This window comes from Cryobacterium sp. TMN-39-2 (assembly GCF_004402745.1).
In the GTDB taxonomy this organism is placed as follows: domain Bacteria; phylum Actinomycetota; class Actinomycetes; order Actinomycetales; family Microbacteriaceae; genus Cryobacterium; species Cryobacterium zongtaii.
On record NZ_SOFX01000045.1, the window covers coordinates 1 to 16300 of the forward strand.

The 16300-nt window shown below is 70.2% G+C and carries 14 protein-coding genes; 5 read left to right on the forward strand and 9 right to left on the reverse strand.

What is annotated here, in order from left to right:
- Positions 1 to 272 precede the first annotated feature (272 nt).
- Positions 273 to 1856: a glycosyltransferase family 39 protein gene (locus E3O57_RS16840; RefSeq protein ID WP_165787883.1), complete on the forward strand. Its 1584-nt coding sequence runs from the start codon at positions 273 to 275 to the stop codon at positions 1854 to 1856.
- Here the strand turns inward: E3O57_RS16840 and E3O57_RS16845 are convergent.
- On the reverse strand, positions 1844 to 3247 hold the full coding sequence (locus E3O57_RS16845) for a glycosyltransferase family 87 protein (protein ID WP_134498829.1): 1404 nt from the start codon (positions 3245 to 3247) through the stop codon (positions 1844 to 1846). The two genes, E3O57_RS16840 and E3O57_RS16845, sit on opposite strands and share 13 nt — an antisense overlap.
- Before the next feature lie 111 nt (positions 3248 to 3358).
- Here E3O57_RS16845 and E3O57_RS16850 point away from each other — a divergent pair, with 111 nt between their 5' ends.
- Complete coding sequence (locus tag E3O57_RS16850) at positions 3359 to 4609, forward strand: molybdopterin-dependent oxidoreductase (protein ID WP_088455305.1); 1251 nt, start codon at positions 3359 to 3361, stop codon at positions 4607 to 4609.
- Positions 4606 to 5094 carry a hypothetical protein gene (locus E3O57_RS16855; RefSeq protein WP_133159726.1) on the forward strand — a complete coding sequence of 163 codons (489 nt, stop codon included), beginning with the start codon at positions 4606 to 4608 and terminating at the stop codon, positions 5092 to 5094. The genes E3O57_RS16850 and E3O57_RS16855 overlap by 4 nt, the downstream gene beginning before the upstream one ends.
- Here E3O57_RS16855 and E3O57_RS16860 read toward each other — a convergent pair.
- Genes E3O57_RS16860 through E3O57_RS16870 form a run of 3 tightly spaced genes read right to left on the reverse strand, consistent with a single transcriptional unit; the run spans position 5043 to position 7038 of the window.
- The gene (locus tag E3O57_RS16860; RefSeq protein ID WP_088455303.1) at positions 5043 to 5735 is read right to left on the reverse strand and encodes a bifunctional 2-polyprenyl-6-hydroxyphenol methylase/3-demethylubiquinol 3-O-methyltransferase UbiG; all 693 of its coding nucleotides are present in this window, start codon (positions 5733 to 5735) and stop codon (positions 5043 to 5045) included. The two genes, E3O57_RS16855 and E3O57_RS16860, sit on opposite strands and share 52 nt — an antisense overlap.
- Positions 5732 to 6373: a DUF2064 domain-containing protein gene (locus E3O57_RS16865; RefSeq protein ID WP_088455302.1), complete on the reverse strand. Its 642-nt coding sequence runs from the start codon at positions 6371 to 6373 to the stop codon at positions 5732 to 5734. The genes E3O57_RS16860 and E3O57_RS16865 overlap by 4 nt, the downstream gene beginning before the upstream one ends.
- Positions 6370 to 7038, reverse strand: coding sequence for a glycosyltransferase family 2 protein (locus E3O57_RS16870; RefSeq protein ID WP_198414974.1), 669 nt, complete (start codon positions 7036 to 7038; stop codon positions 6370 to 6372). The genes E3O57_RS16865 and E3O57_RS16870 overlap by 4 nt, the downstream gene beginning before the upstream one ends.
- A 109-nt stretch (positions 7039 to 7147) precedes the next feature.
- Between E3O57_RS16870 and E3O57_RS16875 the strand changes: the two genes are divergently transcribed.
- Positions 7148 to 7909, forward strand: a complete 762-nt coding sequence (locus E3O57_RS16875; RefSeq protein ID WP_198414976.1) for a response regulator transcription factor — start codon at positions 7148 to 7150, stop codon at positions 7907 to 7909.
- Positions 7906 to 9057 (forward strand): cell wall metabolism sensor histidine kinase WalK, encoded by a 1152-nt coding sequence (locus E3O57_RS16880; protein ID WP_103478864.1) that lies wholly within the window; start codon positions 7906 to 7908, stop codon positions 9055 to 9057. Before E3O57_RS16875 ends, E3O57_RS16880 begins: the two co-directional genes overlap by 4 nt.
- A 29-nt stretch (positions 9058 to 9086) precedes the next feature.
- Here the strand turns inward: E3O57_RS16880 and E3O57_RS16885 are convergent, their stop codons facing one another.
- The 5 genes from E3O57_RS16885 to galE form a co-directional block, all read right to left on the reverse strand.
- Positions 9087 to 10187: an NAD(P)-dependent oxidoreductase gene (locus tag E3O57_RS16885; RefSeq protein WP_103478863.1), complete on the reverse strand. Its 1101-nt coding sequence runs from the start codon at positions 10185 to 10187 to the stop codon at positions 9087 to 9089.
- A gap of 24 nt (positions 10188 to 10211) precedes the next feature.
- A complete protein-coding gene (locus tag E3O57_RS16890) occupies positions 10212 to 11666 on the reverse strand; it encodes a DUF5719 family protein (RefSeq protein ID WP_103478862.1) in 1455 nt (484 codons plus the stop codon).
- Complete coding sequence (locus tag E3O57_RS16895; RefSeq protein WP_103478861.1) at positions 11656 to 14733, reverse strand: glycosyltransferase family 2 protein; 3078 nt, start codon at positions 14731 to 14733, stop codon at positions 11656 to 11658. Before E3O57_RS16895 ends, E3O57_RS16890 begins: the two co-directional genes overlap by 11 nt.
- A gap of 95 nt (positions 14734 to 14828) precedes the next feature.
- Positions 14829 to 15164: a WhiB family transcriptional regulator gene (locus E3O57_RS16900; protein ID WP_088455297.1), complete on the reverse strand. Its 336-nt coding sequence runs from the start codon at positions 15162 to 15164 to the stop codon at positions 14829 to 14831.
- Between the two features lie 147 nt (positions 15165 to 15311).
- A complete protein-coding gene (gene galE, locus E3O57_RS16905) occupies positions 15312 to 16277 on the reverse strand; it encodes a UDP-glucose 4-epimerase GalE (RefSeq protein WP_088455296.1) in 966 nt (321 codons plus the stop codon).
- Between the last annotated feature and the right edge of the window lie 23 nt (positions 16278 to 16300).

The following is a 16300-nucleotide window of genomic DNA, read 5'->3' on the forward strand; positions in this document are numbered from 1 at the left end:
GCATCGCCACCATCACCGTCAACACCAAGTAACACCCCCGCACCACACGAAAAACGGCCGAGCACCAGCTCGGCCGTTTTTTCGCGCCACAAGCACCCCGCACCCCGTGCCCAGACCGCGAAAGCGGGCCGTACCCGTGAACGGGGCTCTGAGGGGCTACACGACGATATGTGCCTCCGGGTAGATTCCCGGGAAAAGTCGCCTACCCTCGACAGGGGGTCGCATCGGCCGCCGACCGACATGACTGGGTACGAATGGGAGAACGCTCGACCATGACCGCCCCCACCACAACACTTCGCCGCGCACCGATTCGTACCATGCGCATCCCGGTCCGCTCGTCGGGGCGTGACGCCCTGCTCGTCGGGCTGTTCGGCACCCTGCTGACGCTGGCCTGGTCGTGGCAGCCCTCTCTCTGGTTCGACGAGGCGGCGACGGTTTCCGCCACCATGCGTAGCTGGCCGGAGCTGGGCCGGATGCTGGTGAGCATCGATGCCGTGCACGGTCTGTACTACGCCGGAATGCACCTCTGGCTCGACCTCGTGGGCTACTCGCCGTTCGCGCTGCGCCTGCCGAGCGCCGTCTGCGTCGGGGTCGCTGCCGCGCTGACGGTCATTCTGGTTCGCTCTCGGGCCGGCCGTCGCGCCGCGATACTCGCCGGCGTCGCCTTCTGCCTGCTGCCCAGGGTGACATGGATGGGCGCCGAGGGCCGGTCGTATGCGCTGACCGCCGCACTCGCGGTGGCGCTGACCCTGATCTTCCTCGCCGCGTGGCGCCGCGGGCCGGCGCCGCGGCGCATCCGCGTGCTCTGGTGGACGCTCTACGGCGCGGTCGCCGTTGTCTCCACCGTCACCTTCATCTACCTCGCCTTCCTGGTCGGCGCCCACGGGCTGACCGCGCTGTGGACGGTGTGGGCCGGCCGGCGGCGGAACCGGGCCGCCCGCGCATCGCTGTTCGGCTGGATCGTCGCCTCGCTCGCCGCCGGGGCGCTCTTGGTGCCGTTTGCCCTGGCCGTGGTAGGGCAGTCCGGCCAGGTGAGCTGGATCGCCCCGATCAGCTGGGGCAGTTGGAACGGCGTCTTCGTCACCCAGTGGTTCTACCTGAACCGGCCGTTCGCGGTGGCGGGTTGGGCCCTGATGGTTGTCGGCGTCGTCGCCCTGGTCGTCGCGGCCCGCCGGACCAGGGCCACCGGTTTCGCGCTGTCGCGGGAGCAGTCCCGAAATCCGTCGCTACTGGCGATCGCGGTACCGTGGCTGGTCGTGCCCACACTCGGGGTCATCGTCGCGTCGGCGATGGCGACGCCGCTGTACTCCCCTCGCTACCTCACGTTCAGCGCGCCGGCGGTGGCCATCCTGATCGGGGTGGCGCTCGACCTGCTGCGGCGCCGCTGGCTGATCGTCACCGCCCTCGTCGCATTGGCCGGTCTGGCCGCTCCGCAGTTCGTCGCACAGCGACAGCCGGAGGCCAAGCAGAATTCGTCCTGGAGCGAGGTCGCCGACCTCATCAGCACAGAGCGGGCCGCGCGTCCCGACGACACTGCCGCCATCATCTACGGGCCGGTGCGCCAGCATCCGGCGGCGACAACCCGGGTGATCGCGTATTCGTATCCGGATGCGTTCGAGGGGCTGATCGACGTGAAGCTGAAAACCCCGGCCGCCCAGACCGGCGGGCTGTGGGAGACCCGGTACCCGCTGGATGCCGTGACCGACCGGTTCGACGGCGTCGACGCGGTCTGGTTGGTGACGAGCGACAAGCAGGACTGGCGCCCGAGCGTCACCGCCAAGCTCGGCACGCTCGGCTATGCCCTCGACGAGGAATGGGGCCTGACCGGCGTCAACGTTCTGCGCTACGTGCGCTGACCGTTCCTGAGCGCGGCGGGGATGCGGGTCAGCGCGCCCCGCCACCGGTCGAGCGCGCCCGGACCGGCGCGTCGCACCGACACGACCACGATCAGCACCAGCGCGATGCCCAGCGAGACCCTGCTGACCGTGAGCGTGGGCACCAGCAGACGCACGGTCAGGGCGAGCGGAATCGCCAACCACTCCCACCGACCGCTGAGCGCGATGAACGGCAACAGCAGCAGCGCGTACCAGGGGTACCGGGGGCTGAGCACCAGAAGGGTGCCGCCGATCATCACGAGCTGGCCGAGCCAGGGACGCTCGGGGTCGGTCTTCCAGATGGTCAACGCGGCCAGACCGGCCAGCAGGATCGCCGCGACGACGATGGCCGATCCGCCCGGCGCGATCAGGGAGACCAACGCGAATCTGGACCCGTCCTCGTAGCCCTCCTCGGTGAGGTAGCCGGGCAGGTAACCGAGCACGCCGATGCCGGTGGCCAGCACATACGGCAGATACAGAAGCGCGAAGGTCACGATCGCCGCGACGACGACCTTCCAGCCCTGTCGTTTGAGCATGGCAGGCGCGGCGATGGCCGGGATCAGCTTGACCCCGATGGCCATCCCGAGGAGGATGCCGCCGCGGACATACTTCGCGCTGCTGACCCAGAACGCGGCGGCGACGACGAAGGCCACCCCCAGCAGATCCACGTGCGAATTGGTGACGCCCTCGGTCGCGACCAGGGGGCACCAGGCCCACACCGCCGCATAGCGCTGGTCGATGCCGCGGCGGCGCATGCCGACCAGCAGCATCCCGGTGATGCCGACGCTCAGCAGCAGACCGGTCAGCTGCAGCGGCCAATAGCCCGCGTCCGCCCCGACGACGGCCCGAACGGCGGCGAAATAGATTTCGGCGGCCGGCGGATAGATGGTGGGCACCGTCGTCCGGTTCAGCGCCGAGCAGAGCGGCAGGCCGGCACCCCGGTCCACGGTCTCTATTCGTTCGCCCACGCAGTCCGGCCCGCCGGCGCCGGACACCGGCGCCGGGAACAGCCAGTCCGGCCGCAGCTCGTCGAGTCTGTCGTCGGCGGGCACATAGGCGTACGGCGAGATGCCGGCGTTTTGCACGATGCCGTCCCACGCGTAGCGCGCGGAGTCGGTGCTGGTGTTCGGCGGGCCGACCATCGCGGCCCCACCGATCAACACGGACCCGGCGAGCACGAGCACCACGACGGCCCGGCCCCGCACCCTCCGCAGGACCACCAAGGCCGCGGCGAAAAACAGCCAGAGCACAACGGTGCCCAGCAGCAGAGGCACGGTGTCCCGGTGCGGCCTGAACAGGTCGAAAGCCAGCACGATACCCGCCGTGAGGGCAGCACTGGCGGCCAAGAGGACCGAGACAATGGCAATACGCACCCTGCCATCCTCCCGCACCCGTCGACGGGCGCCCCGACGGGCTGGTGGCGGCGTCATTGAACCGTAAGGATTACCGAGGCTCCCGGCGTCGATGAGGTGGTGGAATGGACTATGCGCCGATTGATGTACGAGGCTAGGGCCCAGCTCGCCTCTCCGGTGCGAAACCCGCGGATGGCCACCGTCATCGGCCGCCTCCTCGGACTGGCCTTCCTGCTCTGCTTCGGCACCGGCCTGTACAGCCATTTCCTGCAGCAGCCACTGCCGTGGATGACCTTCCCCACCCGACCTGTCGGCCTCTATCAGGTCAGCCAGGGCACCCACATCATCGCCGGGATCGCCTGCTTCCCGCTGCTGCTGGCCAAGCTCTATGTGGTTTTCCCGCAACTGTTCCAGTACCCGCCGGTCACCTCGTTCGCCAACTTCCTCGAGCGGGCATCGATCGCGCTCTTCGTGGGCGCCTCACTGGTGGAGATCACGATCGGCCTGCTCAACACGTACCAGTGGTACCCGTTCCCGTTCCCGTTCAAGCAGGTGCACTTCGCGCTGGCCTTCGTGATCGTCGGCTCGCTTCTGGTGCACATCGGCGTGAAACTGCCGCTGATCGCGGCGCACTGGCGAGCCGAACCGGCTCCCGGACCCGAAGAACGCCACCCCGTCGACACCGTCGAGGCAACGTCAGCCGATGACGAGGGGTTGTCTCGCACTCGCGGCCTCACCGGACGGGTGCTCGCCTACATCGACAGCACCCCGGAGCTCCCCGCCCGCACCAGCCGCCGCGGGTTCCTGGCCACCGTGGCGCTGGCCGTCGCGGCCGTCGTCGGGCTCACGGCCGGCCAGACCTTCGCGCCGCTGGACGCCGTCAACGTGTTCGGACCGCGCAAGAAGGGCGTCGGCCAGCAGGGCGTGCCCGTCAACCGCACTTCGGCGCAGGCCAAGGTGGCCACGGCGGCCCTGTCGGCCGACTGGGTACTCACCCTGGCGGTCGGCGACACCGAACGTTCGTTCAGTCGGGCCGACCTGGCCGCACTCCCGCAGACCGATGTCGACCTGCCCATCGCCTGCGTGGAGGGGTGGAGCCAGATGGCCGCCTGGCGGGGTGTGCGCCTGCGTGACCTCGTCGACGCTGCCGGCGGCTCCCCCGAGTCCGACCTCAGGCTGATCAGCCTGGAGCAGCGCGGCGGCTTCAAACAGACCGAAATGGGCAGCGAGTACGTGCGTGACCCGCTCACCCTGGTCGCCCTCGAGTTGAACGGCGAGATCCTCGACCTCGAGCACGGCTATCCGGCGCGCATGATCGCGCCGGGCCGGCCCGGCGTTCTTCAGACCAAGTGGCTCAGCCGGATCGAGGCGATCGACGCATGATGACAACATCATCCCCGGCCCTGCCATCGAGCCGGATGCGGGCGGCGCGAGTGGTTCTCGTCGTCGTCGGCGCGCTCGGACTCGCCTTCGGCGGGTACCTGATGGTCGACACCGTCACTCTGCGGCGGCTGCCGGGAGTCGCTCTCTGGATCGGCGCGGCCATCGTGCTGCACGACGCCGTGATCTCGCCTCTGGTCTTCGGGCTCGGAGTCCTCACCCGGCGCGCCGGGCACCGGCTGGCCGGCGCCATCATCGTGACCGTTCAGGCCGCCATCGTGCTCGGGTCACTGATGACGCTCATCGTGCTGCCGGCCATTGCCGCGCAAGGCCTGGGGCCCAAGAACCCCACCATCCTGCCGTTGGACTACGCGCGGAACCTGGGCCTGTTCTGGCTCACGCTCGCCGTGGCCAGCGCCCTGATCTCCGTATGGCTCTACGTGCGCACCAGGCGGGCGAACCAGCGGCCGTCGCGGATCCAGTCCTGATCCACCCGGAACCCCGCCTCTTCGGCGCGCGCCCGGAGCGGCACGATACCGATCTCGGCCCACGGGAACACGCCACTGCTGCGGCCCTGGGCGTCTTCGAGGGTGCCCTCGAAGGCATGGTCGCGATCGGGATCCTGGCTGACCTCGACCACGAGCGCGCCGTCTGCGGCGAGAAGTTCGGCGCACCGGGCCAGCAGCGCCCCGGCGTCGCCGCCGATGCCGATGTTCCCGTCCAGGAGCAAGGCCGTGCCCCAGCCGCCCTCGAGCGGCATCGGGGCGAAGACCGAACTGTTGAGCACCGTGAGGCCCGCCTCCGTGGCAATGCGCACCGCGGTCGGGGATACGTCAACACCGAGGGCCGACAAGCCCAGGTCCATGGCCGCCCGAACCATCCGGCCCGGGCCGCAGCCGATGTCGAGCACCGGCCCGGCGGCGCCGGTCAGCACGTCGAGGTCGGTGGCGTCGGCGCCCGCGCTCCAGCGGCCGGCATCCATCGGAGCCGCCGCCGGGGCCTGCGCCGCGGTGTTGCGCAGGTACAGCACCGCGGATTCGTCGCGCAGTGCGGCAGCGTATGGTTCGGTGCCGCCGGAGCCGAACGTGGGGTCCGCCTCGAGACCGGCGCGGCCGGCGAGGAGCGTCATCGGGTCACCTCGCTCAGCTGGAGTGCGCCGAAGCCGGCCAGTGCAAGCGCGAACCGGCTGTGCGGGGCGAGAGCGGCCACCACGTGGGCGTCCTCGATGTGATCCACGTCGGTGAGGGTCGGCAACAGGCGCACCCGAAGCCCCGCGGCTCGGAGCCGGGCGAGCTGGTGCATGCCGGTGTCACTCTGGGACATCGGCACGCCGCGGATCAGGTCGCCGTCGGGGTGACGCAGGCCGAGGGCCCAGAATCCACCGTCGGCGGCGGGGCCGAACCAGGCGTCGACGTCGTCGGGCCAGTCCTCGAACAGCGGGGCGAGCACGTCGGCGGTCACCTGGGGGGTGTCCATGCCGATCAGCACGGCAGGTCCGGTGCAGCCGTCGAATATCGCGCCGAGGCGTTCGTCGAGGCCACCGGCCACCTGGGGCAGGATGTCGTAGCCGGCGGCGGCGGCGGGCGCCACCGCACCGTCGAACGCAAGCACCCGACGTGTGGCGGGCAGCGCGGCGACAGCGGCGAGGGTGTCGTTGAGACTGGCGGAGGCCAGCTCCGCGGCCTGCTCGAGGCTGAGCGGCGGGTGCAGCCGGGTCTTCACCTTGCCGGGCAGGCATTCCTTGGCTATGACGATCAGGGTGGTCATCGTCTGGCCTCCTTCAGGAGCCGCGACATATCGGTGATCGCCGTGAGGGTGCCGCGCACTGTGCCGGTGACCTTGCTGCGGCCGACCCTGGGAGCGTACGGGGTATCGACCTCGCGGATGCGCCAACCTCGTGCGGCGGCCTTGAGGAAGACCTCCAGCGGGTAGCCGCTGCGCCGGTCCTGAAGGTCGAGGGACAGCAGGTCGTCTCTCCGGGCGGCCCGCATCGGGCCCAAGTCGTAAATGTTCACACCTGTTGTTCGGCGCAGTCGCCAAGAAAGAGTGGAATTGGCTATCCGGGCGTGCACGGGCCACGATCCGGCTGTCGTCGGACGGCGCCGGCCGAGCACCAGATCGGCTTCGCCGGCTCGCACCGGGTCAACCACGAGTGGCAGGTCGCGTGGATCCATCGACGCGTCGGCGTCGCAGAACGCCACGATGGGAGCGGTCGCCCGCAACAGCCCGGCGTGCGCGGCCGCACCGAACCCCCGACGGGCCTCGGTCACGACCAGGGCCCCGGCCGCCTCGGCGATGCGCGCCGAGTCATCCGTCGAGCCGTTGTCGACAACGATCGCCCGGTACCCCTCCGGCAGCCGGGCCAGCAGCCAGGGCAGCGCCCCCGCCTCGTTCAGGCACGGCATCACGACATCGACCAGGTTTTCGCTCACCCCTCGACCCTAGGTCGGGGGGCGTGCCGACACTCCGCAGCAAACGTTACGGACTGGGGAAATATCTGTGGCAGAGCCGCCGCGGAGCCGGAGCGCCTATCCTTCAAGGGTGAACCCCTCGCCGACGACCGGGCCCCCCGACACTCAACGCCGCATTCTGGTCATCGATGACGACCCGACGGTCTCCGAAATCGTCTGCCGCTACCTGGTGGCGGCAGGATTCGTTGCGGATCGGGCACCGGACGGGCGCCTCGGCCTCCGCCAGGCCGAGGCCCAGCGCCCCGACCTCGTGGTGCTGGACCGAATGCTGCCCCTGCTGGACGGCATCGAGGTCTGCCGCCGCATCAAGACCACTTGGGCGATTCCCGTGATCATGCTGACCGCGCTCAACCAAGAGGAGGACCGGATCGAAGGGCTGGAGGCCGGCGCCGACGACTACCTCGCCAAGCCTTTCTCACCCCGCGAACTCGTGCTGCGCGTGCAGTCTGTGTTGCGCCGCACTGTCGCCGAACCGGCCCGCGGCGGGACCGTCGAGGCGGGACCGTTCACGTTGGACCTGGCGGCGCACGAGGTGCGGATGCACGGTGCCGCGCTGGTGCTCACGGCCAGGGAGTTCGATTTGCTCGCGCATCTGATCGGTCGTCCGCACCGGGCGCTGAGCCGGGAGGAGCTGCTCAAGTCGGTTTGGGGCTGGGACTTCGGCGACCTGTCCACCGTGACGGTGCACGTGCGCCGGTTGCGGGAGAAGATCGAGGCCGACCCGACCCGTCCCCAGCTGTTGAAAACAGTGTGGGGGGTCGGCTACAGGTTCGACCCCGAGCCCCTGGCCGCCGGCCGGGCCGGCGATCTGGACCCGGGAGTCCTCCGATGACGGTTCCCGGGCTGGTGAGTGTGCTCGTCATCGCACTGGCCTGCGCTCTCATCGTGGGCACCCTTGGCCTGATCAGCCTGCGCCTGCTCGCCAGATACTCGCTCGTGTTGCAGCTGGTGGTGGTGGCCCTGGCCACGATCGTGTCGGTGGTCAGCGGGATGGCCGCGGCCGCGTCGCTGATGTACGTGTCAGATCACGACCTGACGGTGTTCTACTTCGTCGCCGGGGTGGCGGGGAGCGTCTCGTTGCTGATGGCGGGTCTGTTGGGACGGTGGATCGCGCGGGACAGCCGGCACCTCACTCTGGCGGCGGCGAGCCTGGGCCGGGGCGAGCCCGTCACGTCCGCGGAGCGGCACAGCAATACCGAATTCGCGGCTCTGGCCGAGCAGTTGACCGCGACCGGGGAACGGTTGCGGGAATCCAGGGACCGTGAGGGCAAGATCGAGTCGGCCCGTCGGGAGCTGGTCGCGTGGATATCCCACGACCTGCGCACGCCGTTGGCCGGCATCCGGGCGATGGCCGAGGCCCTGGAGGATGACATGGTCGAGGATCCCATCCGCTACTACGTTCAGATCCGCGGCCAGGTGGACCGGTTGAACGGCATGGTCGATGACCTCTTCGAGCTGTCCAGGATCACGTCGGGCACCCTCCGGCTGAACCTGGCGCGGGTTGCGCTCTACGACCTGATCAGCGACACCGTGGCCGACCTCAGTCCCGTCGCGCGGGCAAAATCGCTTGACCTGCGCTTCGAGGGCGCCATGGGCCTGACGATCCTGGCCGACCCGCGCGAGCTGGCCAGGGCCGTCGGCAACCTGGTGATGAACGCGGTGCAACAGTCGGCGCCCGGCGGCACCATCGTGGTGTCGGTCACCGAACACGCCGACGGGCGCGCCGTCATCTCGGTGCAGGATTCGGCCGGCGGCATCGACCCTGCGGACCTCGAGCGGGTGTTCGAGCCCGGTTGGCGGGGCACCGAACCGCGCACACCTGAGGCCGAGTCGGCGAGCCAGGGCCGCGCGGGACTCGGCCTGGCCATCGTGGACGGTATCGTGGCGGCACACCACGGCGAGGTTACCGTGCAGAACACGCCGGGCGGATGCCGGTTCGACGTGCTGCTTCCCCCGCACCCCGGGCCTGCCGGGGTGTGATCCCGGACGCGGGCGCCCGGCCGCAGGAGTCAGACCACGGCCGCCCGCAGCGGGGCCGTGGCGAATTCGCGCATCCCCTCGTCGAAGCTCACCGACGGCGTCCAGCCGAGTTCGGTGCGCATCCGCTCTGACGACGCCGTGATGTGCCGCACGTCGCCGAGACGGTATTCACCGGTGACGACGGGGGCCGGCCCGTCGGCGGCCGTGCTCAGGGCCTCGGCCATGTCACCGATGGTGTGCACGGTGCCGCTGCCGACGTTGAACGGGCGGAAGGTTCCGGCCGGGGCGGTGCCGGTCCAGTCGATCGCGGCGAGGTTGGCCGAGGCGATGTCGCGCACGTGCACGAAGTCGCGGCGTTGGCGGCCGTCCTCGAAAACCGTGGGGGCCTCGCCGCGTTGCAGGGCGGACCTGAACAGGGACGCAACCCCGGCGTACGGCGTGTTCTGCGGCATCCCCGGGCCGTAGACGTTGTGGTACCGAAGCGCTGCTGCGCGGCCGGTGGTGCTGCGACTCCAGGCCGTTGCGAGGTATTCCTGGCCGAGCTTGCTGCTCGCGTAGACGTTGCGGGGGTCCAGGGGGTCGTCTTCAGCCACCAGCGCGGGTTCCAGCGGTTCCCCGGTGGCGGCGTCGGTCGGATCGAAGAGGCCGGCGTCGAGGTCCGCGGCGCGGCGCGGGCCCGGCCGGGCCACCCCGTTGGCGCTGCGGTAGCTGCCCTCGCCGTAGACGACCATCGAGGAGGCCAGGACCAGCCTGTCGATCCCCGCCGCGGCCATCCCCGCCAGCAGCACCGCGGTACCGAGTTCGTTGCTGTGCACGTAGTCGGGCGCATCGGAGAAGTCGACGCCGAGACCCACCTTGGCAGCCTGATGGCAGACCACGTCGATGCCGCGCAACGCGTGCGCGACGACCGCAGTGTCTGTGACGTCACCGACCACGAACTCCACTCGGGGATCGACCGCGGGCAGTCCGCCGTGCACGTCACGGCGGAGGGAGTCGAGTACCCGCACCCGCCAGCCACGCGTGAGGGCTTCATCGACGATTGCCCCGCCGATGAAGCCGGCGCCGCCGGTGACGAGGAGGTGGCGGCCGGTCTGGCGTCTAGCGCCCGGTGCGTTGCTGGTCTGGGTCACGGCGGGCTCCTTGGAGGACGGGGGTCAGTGCGAGTAAACCGGGATGGCGGCGGCCAGCGGCCCGATCGGGCTGAGAGTGAACGACGCGGACTGGCCGTCACCGGTGTACCGGACCGACGCCGCGATGCCCGTTCCGCCGGTAACCACGTGGCTTTGGGATCCGGCCAGTGCCACCACGACGGATTGGCCGGCGGCCACGCTCACGTCGATGACCGACCCGGTTTCGGAGGTGATGGTCAGGTCGGTGTCCGCACCTGAGGTGTTGGCCAGGTGCAGGGCCGGCGACGGACCGTCAGCGACACTGACCAGGAAGTCGCCGTCCTGGGGCGCGGCCGCGGCGGACCAGGCGAAGTCGGCGGCGGCGCTTCCGGCCGTCGTGGTGACGGCCGCGGCGACCAGCGGCTGGTCGGCGTTCAGCCTGACCGTGTAATTGCCGGCGACGACTCCGCTCAACGGGATCTCGGTGGCGATGCCGGCCTGAATTTCGACCTCGAGGGAGGTCCCTGTCGACGCGCCGTCCTCGCTTTGCACACCGACGCTGACGGTCGCGTCAGTGTCGCCGGGAACCAGCACGCGCACCGACGGGGTGTCGTCGGACACGGCACCGACATCGGCAGAGGCTTCTGCGCCCAAGGCGGTGACGGCGACGCCAGGGATGGTCTGGGTCGTGGACGGTGTGGTCGTCGGCCCGCTGAGATCGACCCCGCCGGGCTGGATGCCCCTGACCAGGCTCTGCTGCAGGGCCGCGGCGACCTGCCCACCGGTGGCCGTGACGTGCACGACCGGGGACCGCAGGTTCGGCGCGAGCCCGGCGAGGGACACGATCCGCTGGCTACCGGGCTGCACGAGGATGCCGGTGGAGCCGGGGGCATCCACCGGGCCGGCTTCGCCGTAGACGGCGAGGTCGACGGACGCCACGACGGTGGTGGGATTGCTCAGCAGCACGAGGCTGGTGCGGCCGACGTCGGTCGACCCGCTCACCAGCCAGGAGTCGCTGGACGCTTCGGTGCAGGCGGCCGCCGCCAGCCCGCCGACGGACTCGCCCGTCGCGGTCTGTGATTGGGAACCGGCGACGAGTGGGGCGTCGGTGGCGCCGGCCTCTACCGGCACGGTCAGCACGCTCGGGGCGCCGTCGCGTGGTGCCTGCGAGTTGTCTGTTGCGGTGAGGTCGGTGCGCTCTACGGGGACCTCTTCGGCGCCGGAGCCTGTGCCGCGCGCCGCGTACACGGCCGTGAACGGGCCGACGGAGGTCGCGGCATCCGCCTGGGTGGAGTCTTCGGCGAGGGTGAGGAGGGGGCCGGGGCAGACCCGCAACTGGTCGCTCGCGACCGGCGTCACCAGGGTCGACGGCGGGTCGCTCACGAGGGAGGGCCAGGGCACGATCGCGGCACCACCGACGGCGACGACGACGACTCCGATGCCGATCAGGCCCGCGGCATACCTGGCGCCGAGGACGGCGACTCTTCGCTTAGTTGCCATGGTCTGAATCCTTCGGGCTGCTGGTGTCCGCCGACGGTAGGTCAGTGGCCTCGGCCGGCTCGGCCGGAGCTTCCGTCGGTGTCGGCGAGGCCGAGTCCTCGATGCTGGGGAGGACGCCCTTGGCGCGCCGGCCTGCCGGACGTTTCATGCGCCGGGGCCGCGCGGGCCGCGACGGACGCGCCACCCGGGTGGGCTTGGCCGGTTTGCTCAGGCGGGATGCGCGTCGGATCGCTTCGCGGTGCGCCTGCCGGACGGCCTCTCTACCGGCCCCGGTCGGCACCGACAGGAGCACCGTCGCGCCGATCACGAACACGGCGATCAGGCCGGTCACCAGCCCGAACATTCCGCCGGCATCAGCGGGGACCTGCCCGTTGACGGCGGCGTCGGTCGGCACGTCAGAACGCCACAGCCGGCCGAAAGCGGTATCACCGACGGGTGCCAGGGCGGCGTTGCCGTCGAGGGAGGTCGTGGTGCGGGTGGTCGTGTCGCTGGCCGCCTGCGTGATGCCGATGTCGTCACCCCACTCGGCGGGCTCGGCGGCGGCCGGCAGCAGCAGGACAAAACGAATGCCGAACTTCGCCAGGTCGGCCGAGGCGTCCAGTCCGCTCTGTGAGGCGAGGTTGCCCGCCAGGGTGGCCAGCTCGGTCTGTTCGTCGGTGAGAGTGCCGGCTGTGCTGTTCAGGGTGGACTGGGCGTCCAGGCGCACGCCGGAGCCCCGGACGATGGTGGCGAGGATGCCGCCATCGGGCTGCGGCACGATCTGCAGGGTGCCGACCCTGGGCTCGACAGCGGCCTCGGCGGTGACAAAAGCGGGCTGCGTGCGACCGATGCCCTCGTCGACGGCCGAGGTGCCGAGCGGGATCGCCCCGGCCAGCGGCAGGGAAACCACGGCCAGGGCCAGGGCCGTGACCACGAGCGGTGCGATGGCCATGCGGTGCAGGCCGCGGGCGGCGAAGACCACCGCTCCGACGAGACCAAGCCAGTACAGGCTGAGTCCGGCGCCGGGCCAGATGCCCACCGCCTGGGAGCCGAGCTCCGCCACCGACAAAGAACCGGCGAGAATGGCCGTGCCCAGCCCGAGCAGGGCGGTGACCAGCGCGAGCGCTGCGCCGCGGGCGCCGGGCAGGAGCAACGCCATCAGGGCCAGGACGGCCATGGGGATCAACAGCAAGGGAACCAGGTAGCCGGCCACGGCAGCGTCGCCGCCCCAGAGCGGCAGCAGCTGGGTCCAGCCACCGAAATCGCCGGCCGGGAAGCCGAGGATGAACTGCCAGGTGGGCACGGGTGCCGTGGGCACCGGAACACCGGGATCGGCCAGCAACGCCAACCAGTTGCCGCGCAGCGCCTGGTCCCACAGCAGGGGGATGGCCAGCGCGAGCGCCGGCAGGGGGATCCCCACGAATCGCATCACGCTGCGGCCGCTGACGAGCACGCAGATCAGCCAGCCCACCAGCAGCGCCGGAGCGAGGGACGGCGCGCAGGCGACGATCGCGGCGAACAGCAGAGCGGCCGATCCGGATGCCGACCAGGACCGCGCGGCGGCGAAACCGGCGAAAAACAGCCACGGCAGCAGCAGGTGCACGATGATGGCGGCAGGCCGGCCGGCCGCGAGAGCGGTGAGGAAGGTAGGCGAGAGCGCCCACAGCACGGCGGCCACGGCGCGGATCGAACCCCGGTGGGTCACTCGGGTCGCGGCCATCCAGGCGCCGACGGCGGCCAGCGGGAGGGCCAACAGGTACACGAGGACCATCGCGAAGGACGGTGACCAGAAGGTGATGGTGCCGAGGACGGCGAGCACCACCGCGAACGGGTCAGCCGCCCCCGTGAAGCCCAGGCCGATGTCCCGCCAGCCATAGCCGACGTTGGCCCAGAGGTCGCCGACAGTAGACGAGAGCGGGAGCAGGCCACCGCCGGTGAGCGACTGAGCTCCGATCAGCGGTGCCAGGATGGCGACGCCGACCATGGCGGCGGCGAGCAGGGTCCAGGCCCCGCCGCCGGCGAAGAACCGGATTTCCGGGCGGTCCCCGCGGAGTCCGGTGAGGGCAGCTTCCCTGGTGAGGGCGTGCCGACGGCGCACTTCGGCGGCCGACACGCGCAAGGAGGAGATCGACGACCAGGCGAGTGTGCGGGTGGCGGCGAGCCGCCGCCGAGCGGTGAGCACCCTGCCGCCCTGGAAGGCGGCGGCGAAGGCGGCGGCGAATTCACCGAGGATCGACCCCGGTTCCTTGCGCAGGAGGTTTCCGATGGCGCGGAGGAAGGCGAGCGGGATCAGGGAGATCCAGTGCACCGGCAGCGCCCAGGCCGGGGCGTAGACCAGCCGTCGGTGCAGCTGAGCGGACCGTTCGGCGCGCGCCCGGCGACGACTGGCCCGGCCGCGGGAGGAACCGTCGGGGCCGGCAACGCCGTCCCCGGCCGAGCTGACCCTGGCGGCGGCGACCACGGAGACGCGGTGGCCCGCGAGGCGTACGCGCACGCAGAAGTCGAGGGAGTCGTCGACGATGGGAAGCGCGGGGTCGAAGCCGCCGAGTTTGTCCCAGACGCTGTGGCGCACGAGCATGCCGCCGGCGCTGACGGCCAGAACATCACTCATGCCGTCGTGCTGCTCCTGGTCGAGTTCACTCTCGACCAGCGTCACGGTGGCGCCGTACGGCGTCATCGACTCGCCGAAGTCGTGGATGTAGTCGTCGGCGACCCACTCCATGACCTTGGGCCCGGCCACCGCCACTGACGGCGCGACCTCCAGTGCACCGATGAGGCTCTCCAGGGCTCCGGGCTCCGGAGCGCTGTCCTGCGCGAGGAGCCAGAGCAGCTCGTGGTCGCCGGCTGGAGGACTCATCACCCGGGTGGCGGCGCTGATGGCGGCACCGAACGACAGGTCGGAATCCGCTGAGATGAGATGGGTGGGCCCGAACGCAGCCAACAGTTCCGAGGTGGTGTCGCTGGAACCGCAGTCAACCGCTATGACCGTGTCGGGCTGCCGGGTCTGGCGGCGGAGGGCCTCGAGAGTTCGCTCGAGGTGCGAGGCGCCGTTACGGGCGACGATGATGGCGGTGACTCTGGCTTGCATATCGGGAACAGCCTAGGTCGGTTATCGGTGAAGATCGCTGAACCGGTCAGGCGCGCCCTGAATCCGGCCGTCCGGCCTCGCTCCGCGGATCGGGCTCAGCCCGCCCGCTTACGGAGTTTGCGTCGCTCACGTTCGGACAGTCCGCCCCAGATTCCGAAGCGTTCGTCGTTGGCAAGGGCGTACTGCAGGCACTGGGGGCGTACCTCGCAGGACGCACAGATCTTCTTGGCGTCCCTGGTGGAGCCGCCTTTTTCCGGGAAGAAGGCCTCCGGGTCGGTCTGGGCGCACAGGGAGTCCGACTGCCAGGCGAGCGGATTGTCGTCCGCGCCCTCCACAATCGTCGGATCCTTGCGAACGCCGGGCACGCCGAGGCGTACGGGATCGACGAACCAGTCTTCAGGTACCCCAGAACGATATTCAGACAACGTCATATCGCCTCCACCCATCAGCTCACGCACGTTTTCGCGCTAGAACTAATTACACCGGTGTAGTTCACATCCGTCAAGTCGCGGATCGTAAACCCTCAATGCGGGCTGGAGAGTTCAGACTCGCCCACTATGCCCGAATCGTGTCGTTGATCAGACGGTGGATGCCTGCCGGGATTCCCAGGCGCTGCGCACCATGTCTTCGAGGGTGTGTCGCATCTGCCAGTCCAGGTCGCGCGCGGCCATCTCGCCCGACGCGACGATGCGGTCGGGGTCTCCGGACCGACGCGGGCCGATCTCCGGGCTGAACGGGATTCCGGTCACGGCCGCGACCGTGCTCATGATCTCGCCCACCGAAACGCCCTCGCCACTGCCGAGGTTGTAGACCGGGGCGATCGTCAGGCCGGCGTCCAGCCGCCGGGCTGCGGCGACGTGCGAGATCGCGAGGTCGGCGACGTGGATGTAGTCGCGCACGCAGGTGCCGTCGGCGGTCTGGTAATCGTTGCCGTTGATGCGCGGGGTGCGACCGTCGATCAGGGCCTCGAAGACCATCGGGAAGAGGTTGTGCGGGCTCGTGTCGCGCAGGTCAGCGCTGCCGGAGCCGACCACGTTGAAATACCGCAGCGAGGTGTGCGCCAGTCCCGCGGCGACGGCCTGATCGCGCAGGAGCCACTCACCGATCAGCTTGGACTCACCGTACGGCGACTCGGGGCTCTTCGCGGTCTCTTCGGTGACGAGGTCGGTGAACGGGGTGCCGTAGACGGCGGCGCTCGAGGAGAAGACGATGCGGCCGACGCCGGCCTCCTGCATGGCCGCGAGCAGCAGGGCGGTCGCCGTCACGTTCTGCTCGTAGGTGTGCAGCGGGCGGGACACCGATACACCGGCGTACTTGAATCCGGCGACGTGCACGACGCCACTGATCGGGTGCTCGGCGAAGGTCTTCGCCAGCAGCTCGGTGTCGAGCAGGGTTCCCTTGATGAAAGGAACTCCGGCCGGCACAAAGTCAGCGTGCCCGCTGGACAGGTCGTCCAGGACGACGACCTCGATGCCCTCGGCGAGGAACGCGCGGACGACGTGGGAGCCGATATAGCCGGCCCCTCCGGTTACAAGCCAAGCCATGTGGTGCCCCTGCGCTCTCCGGG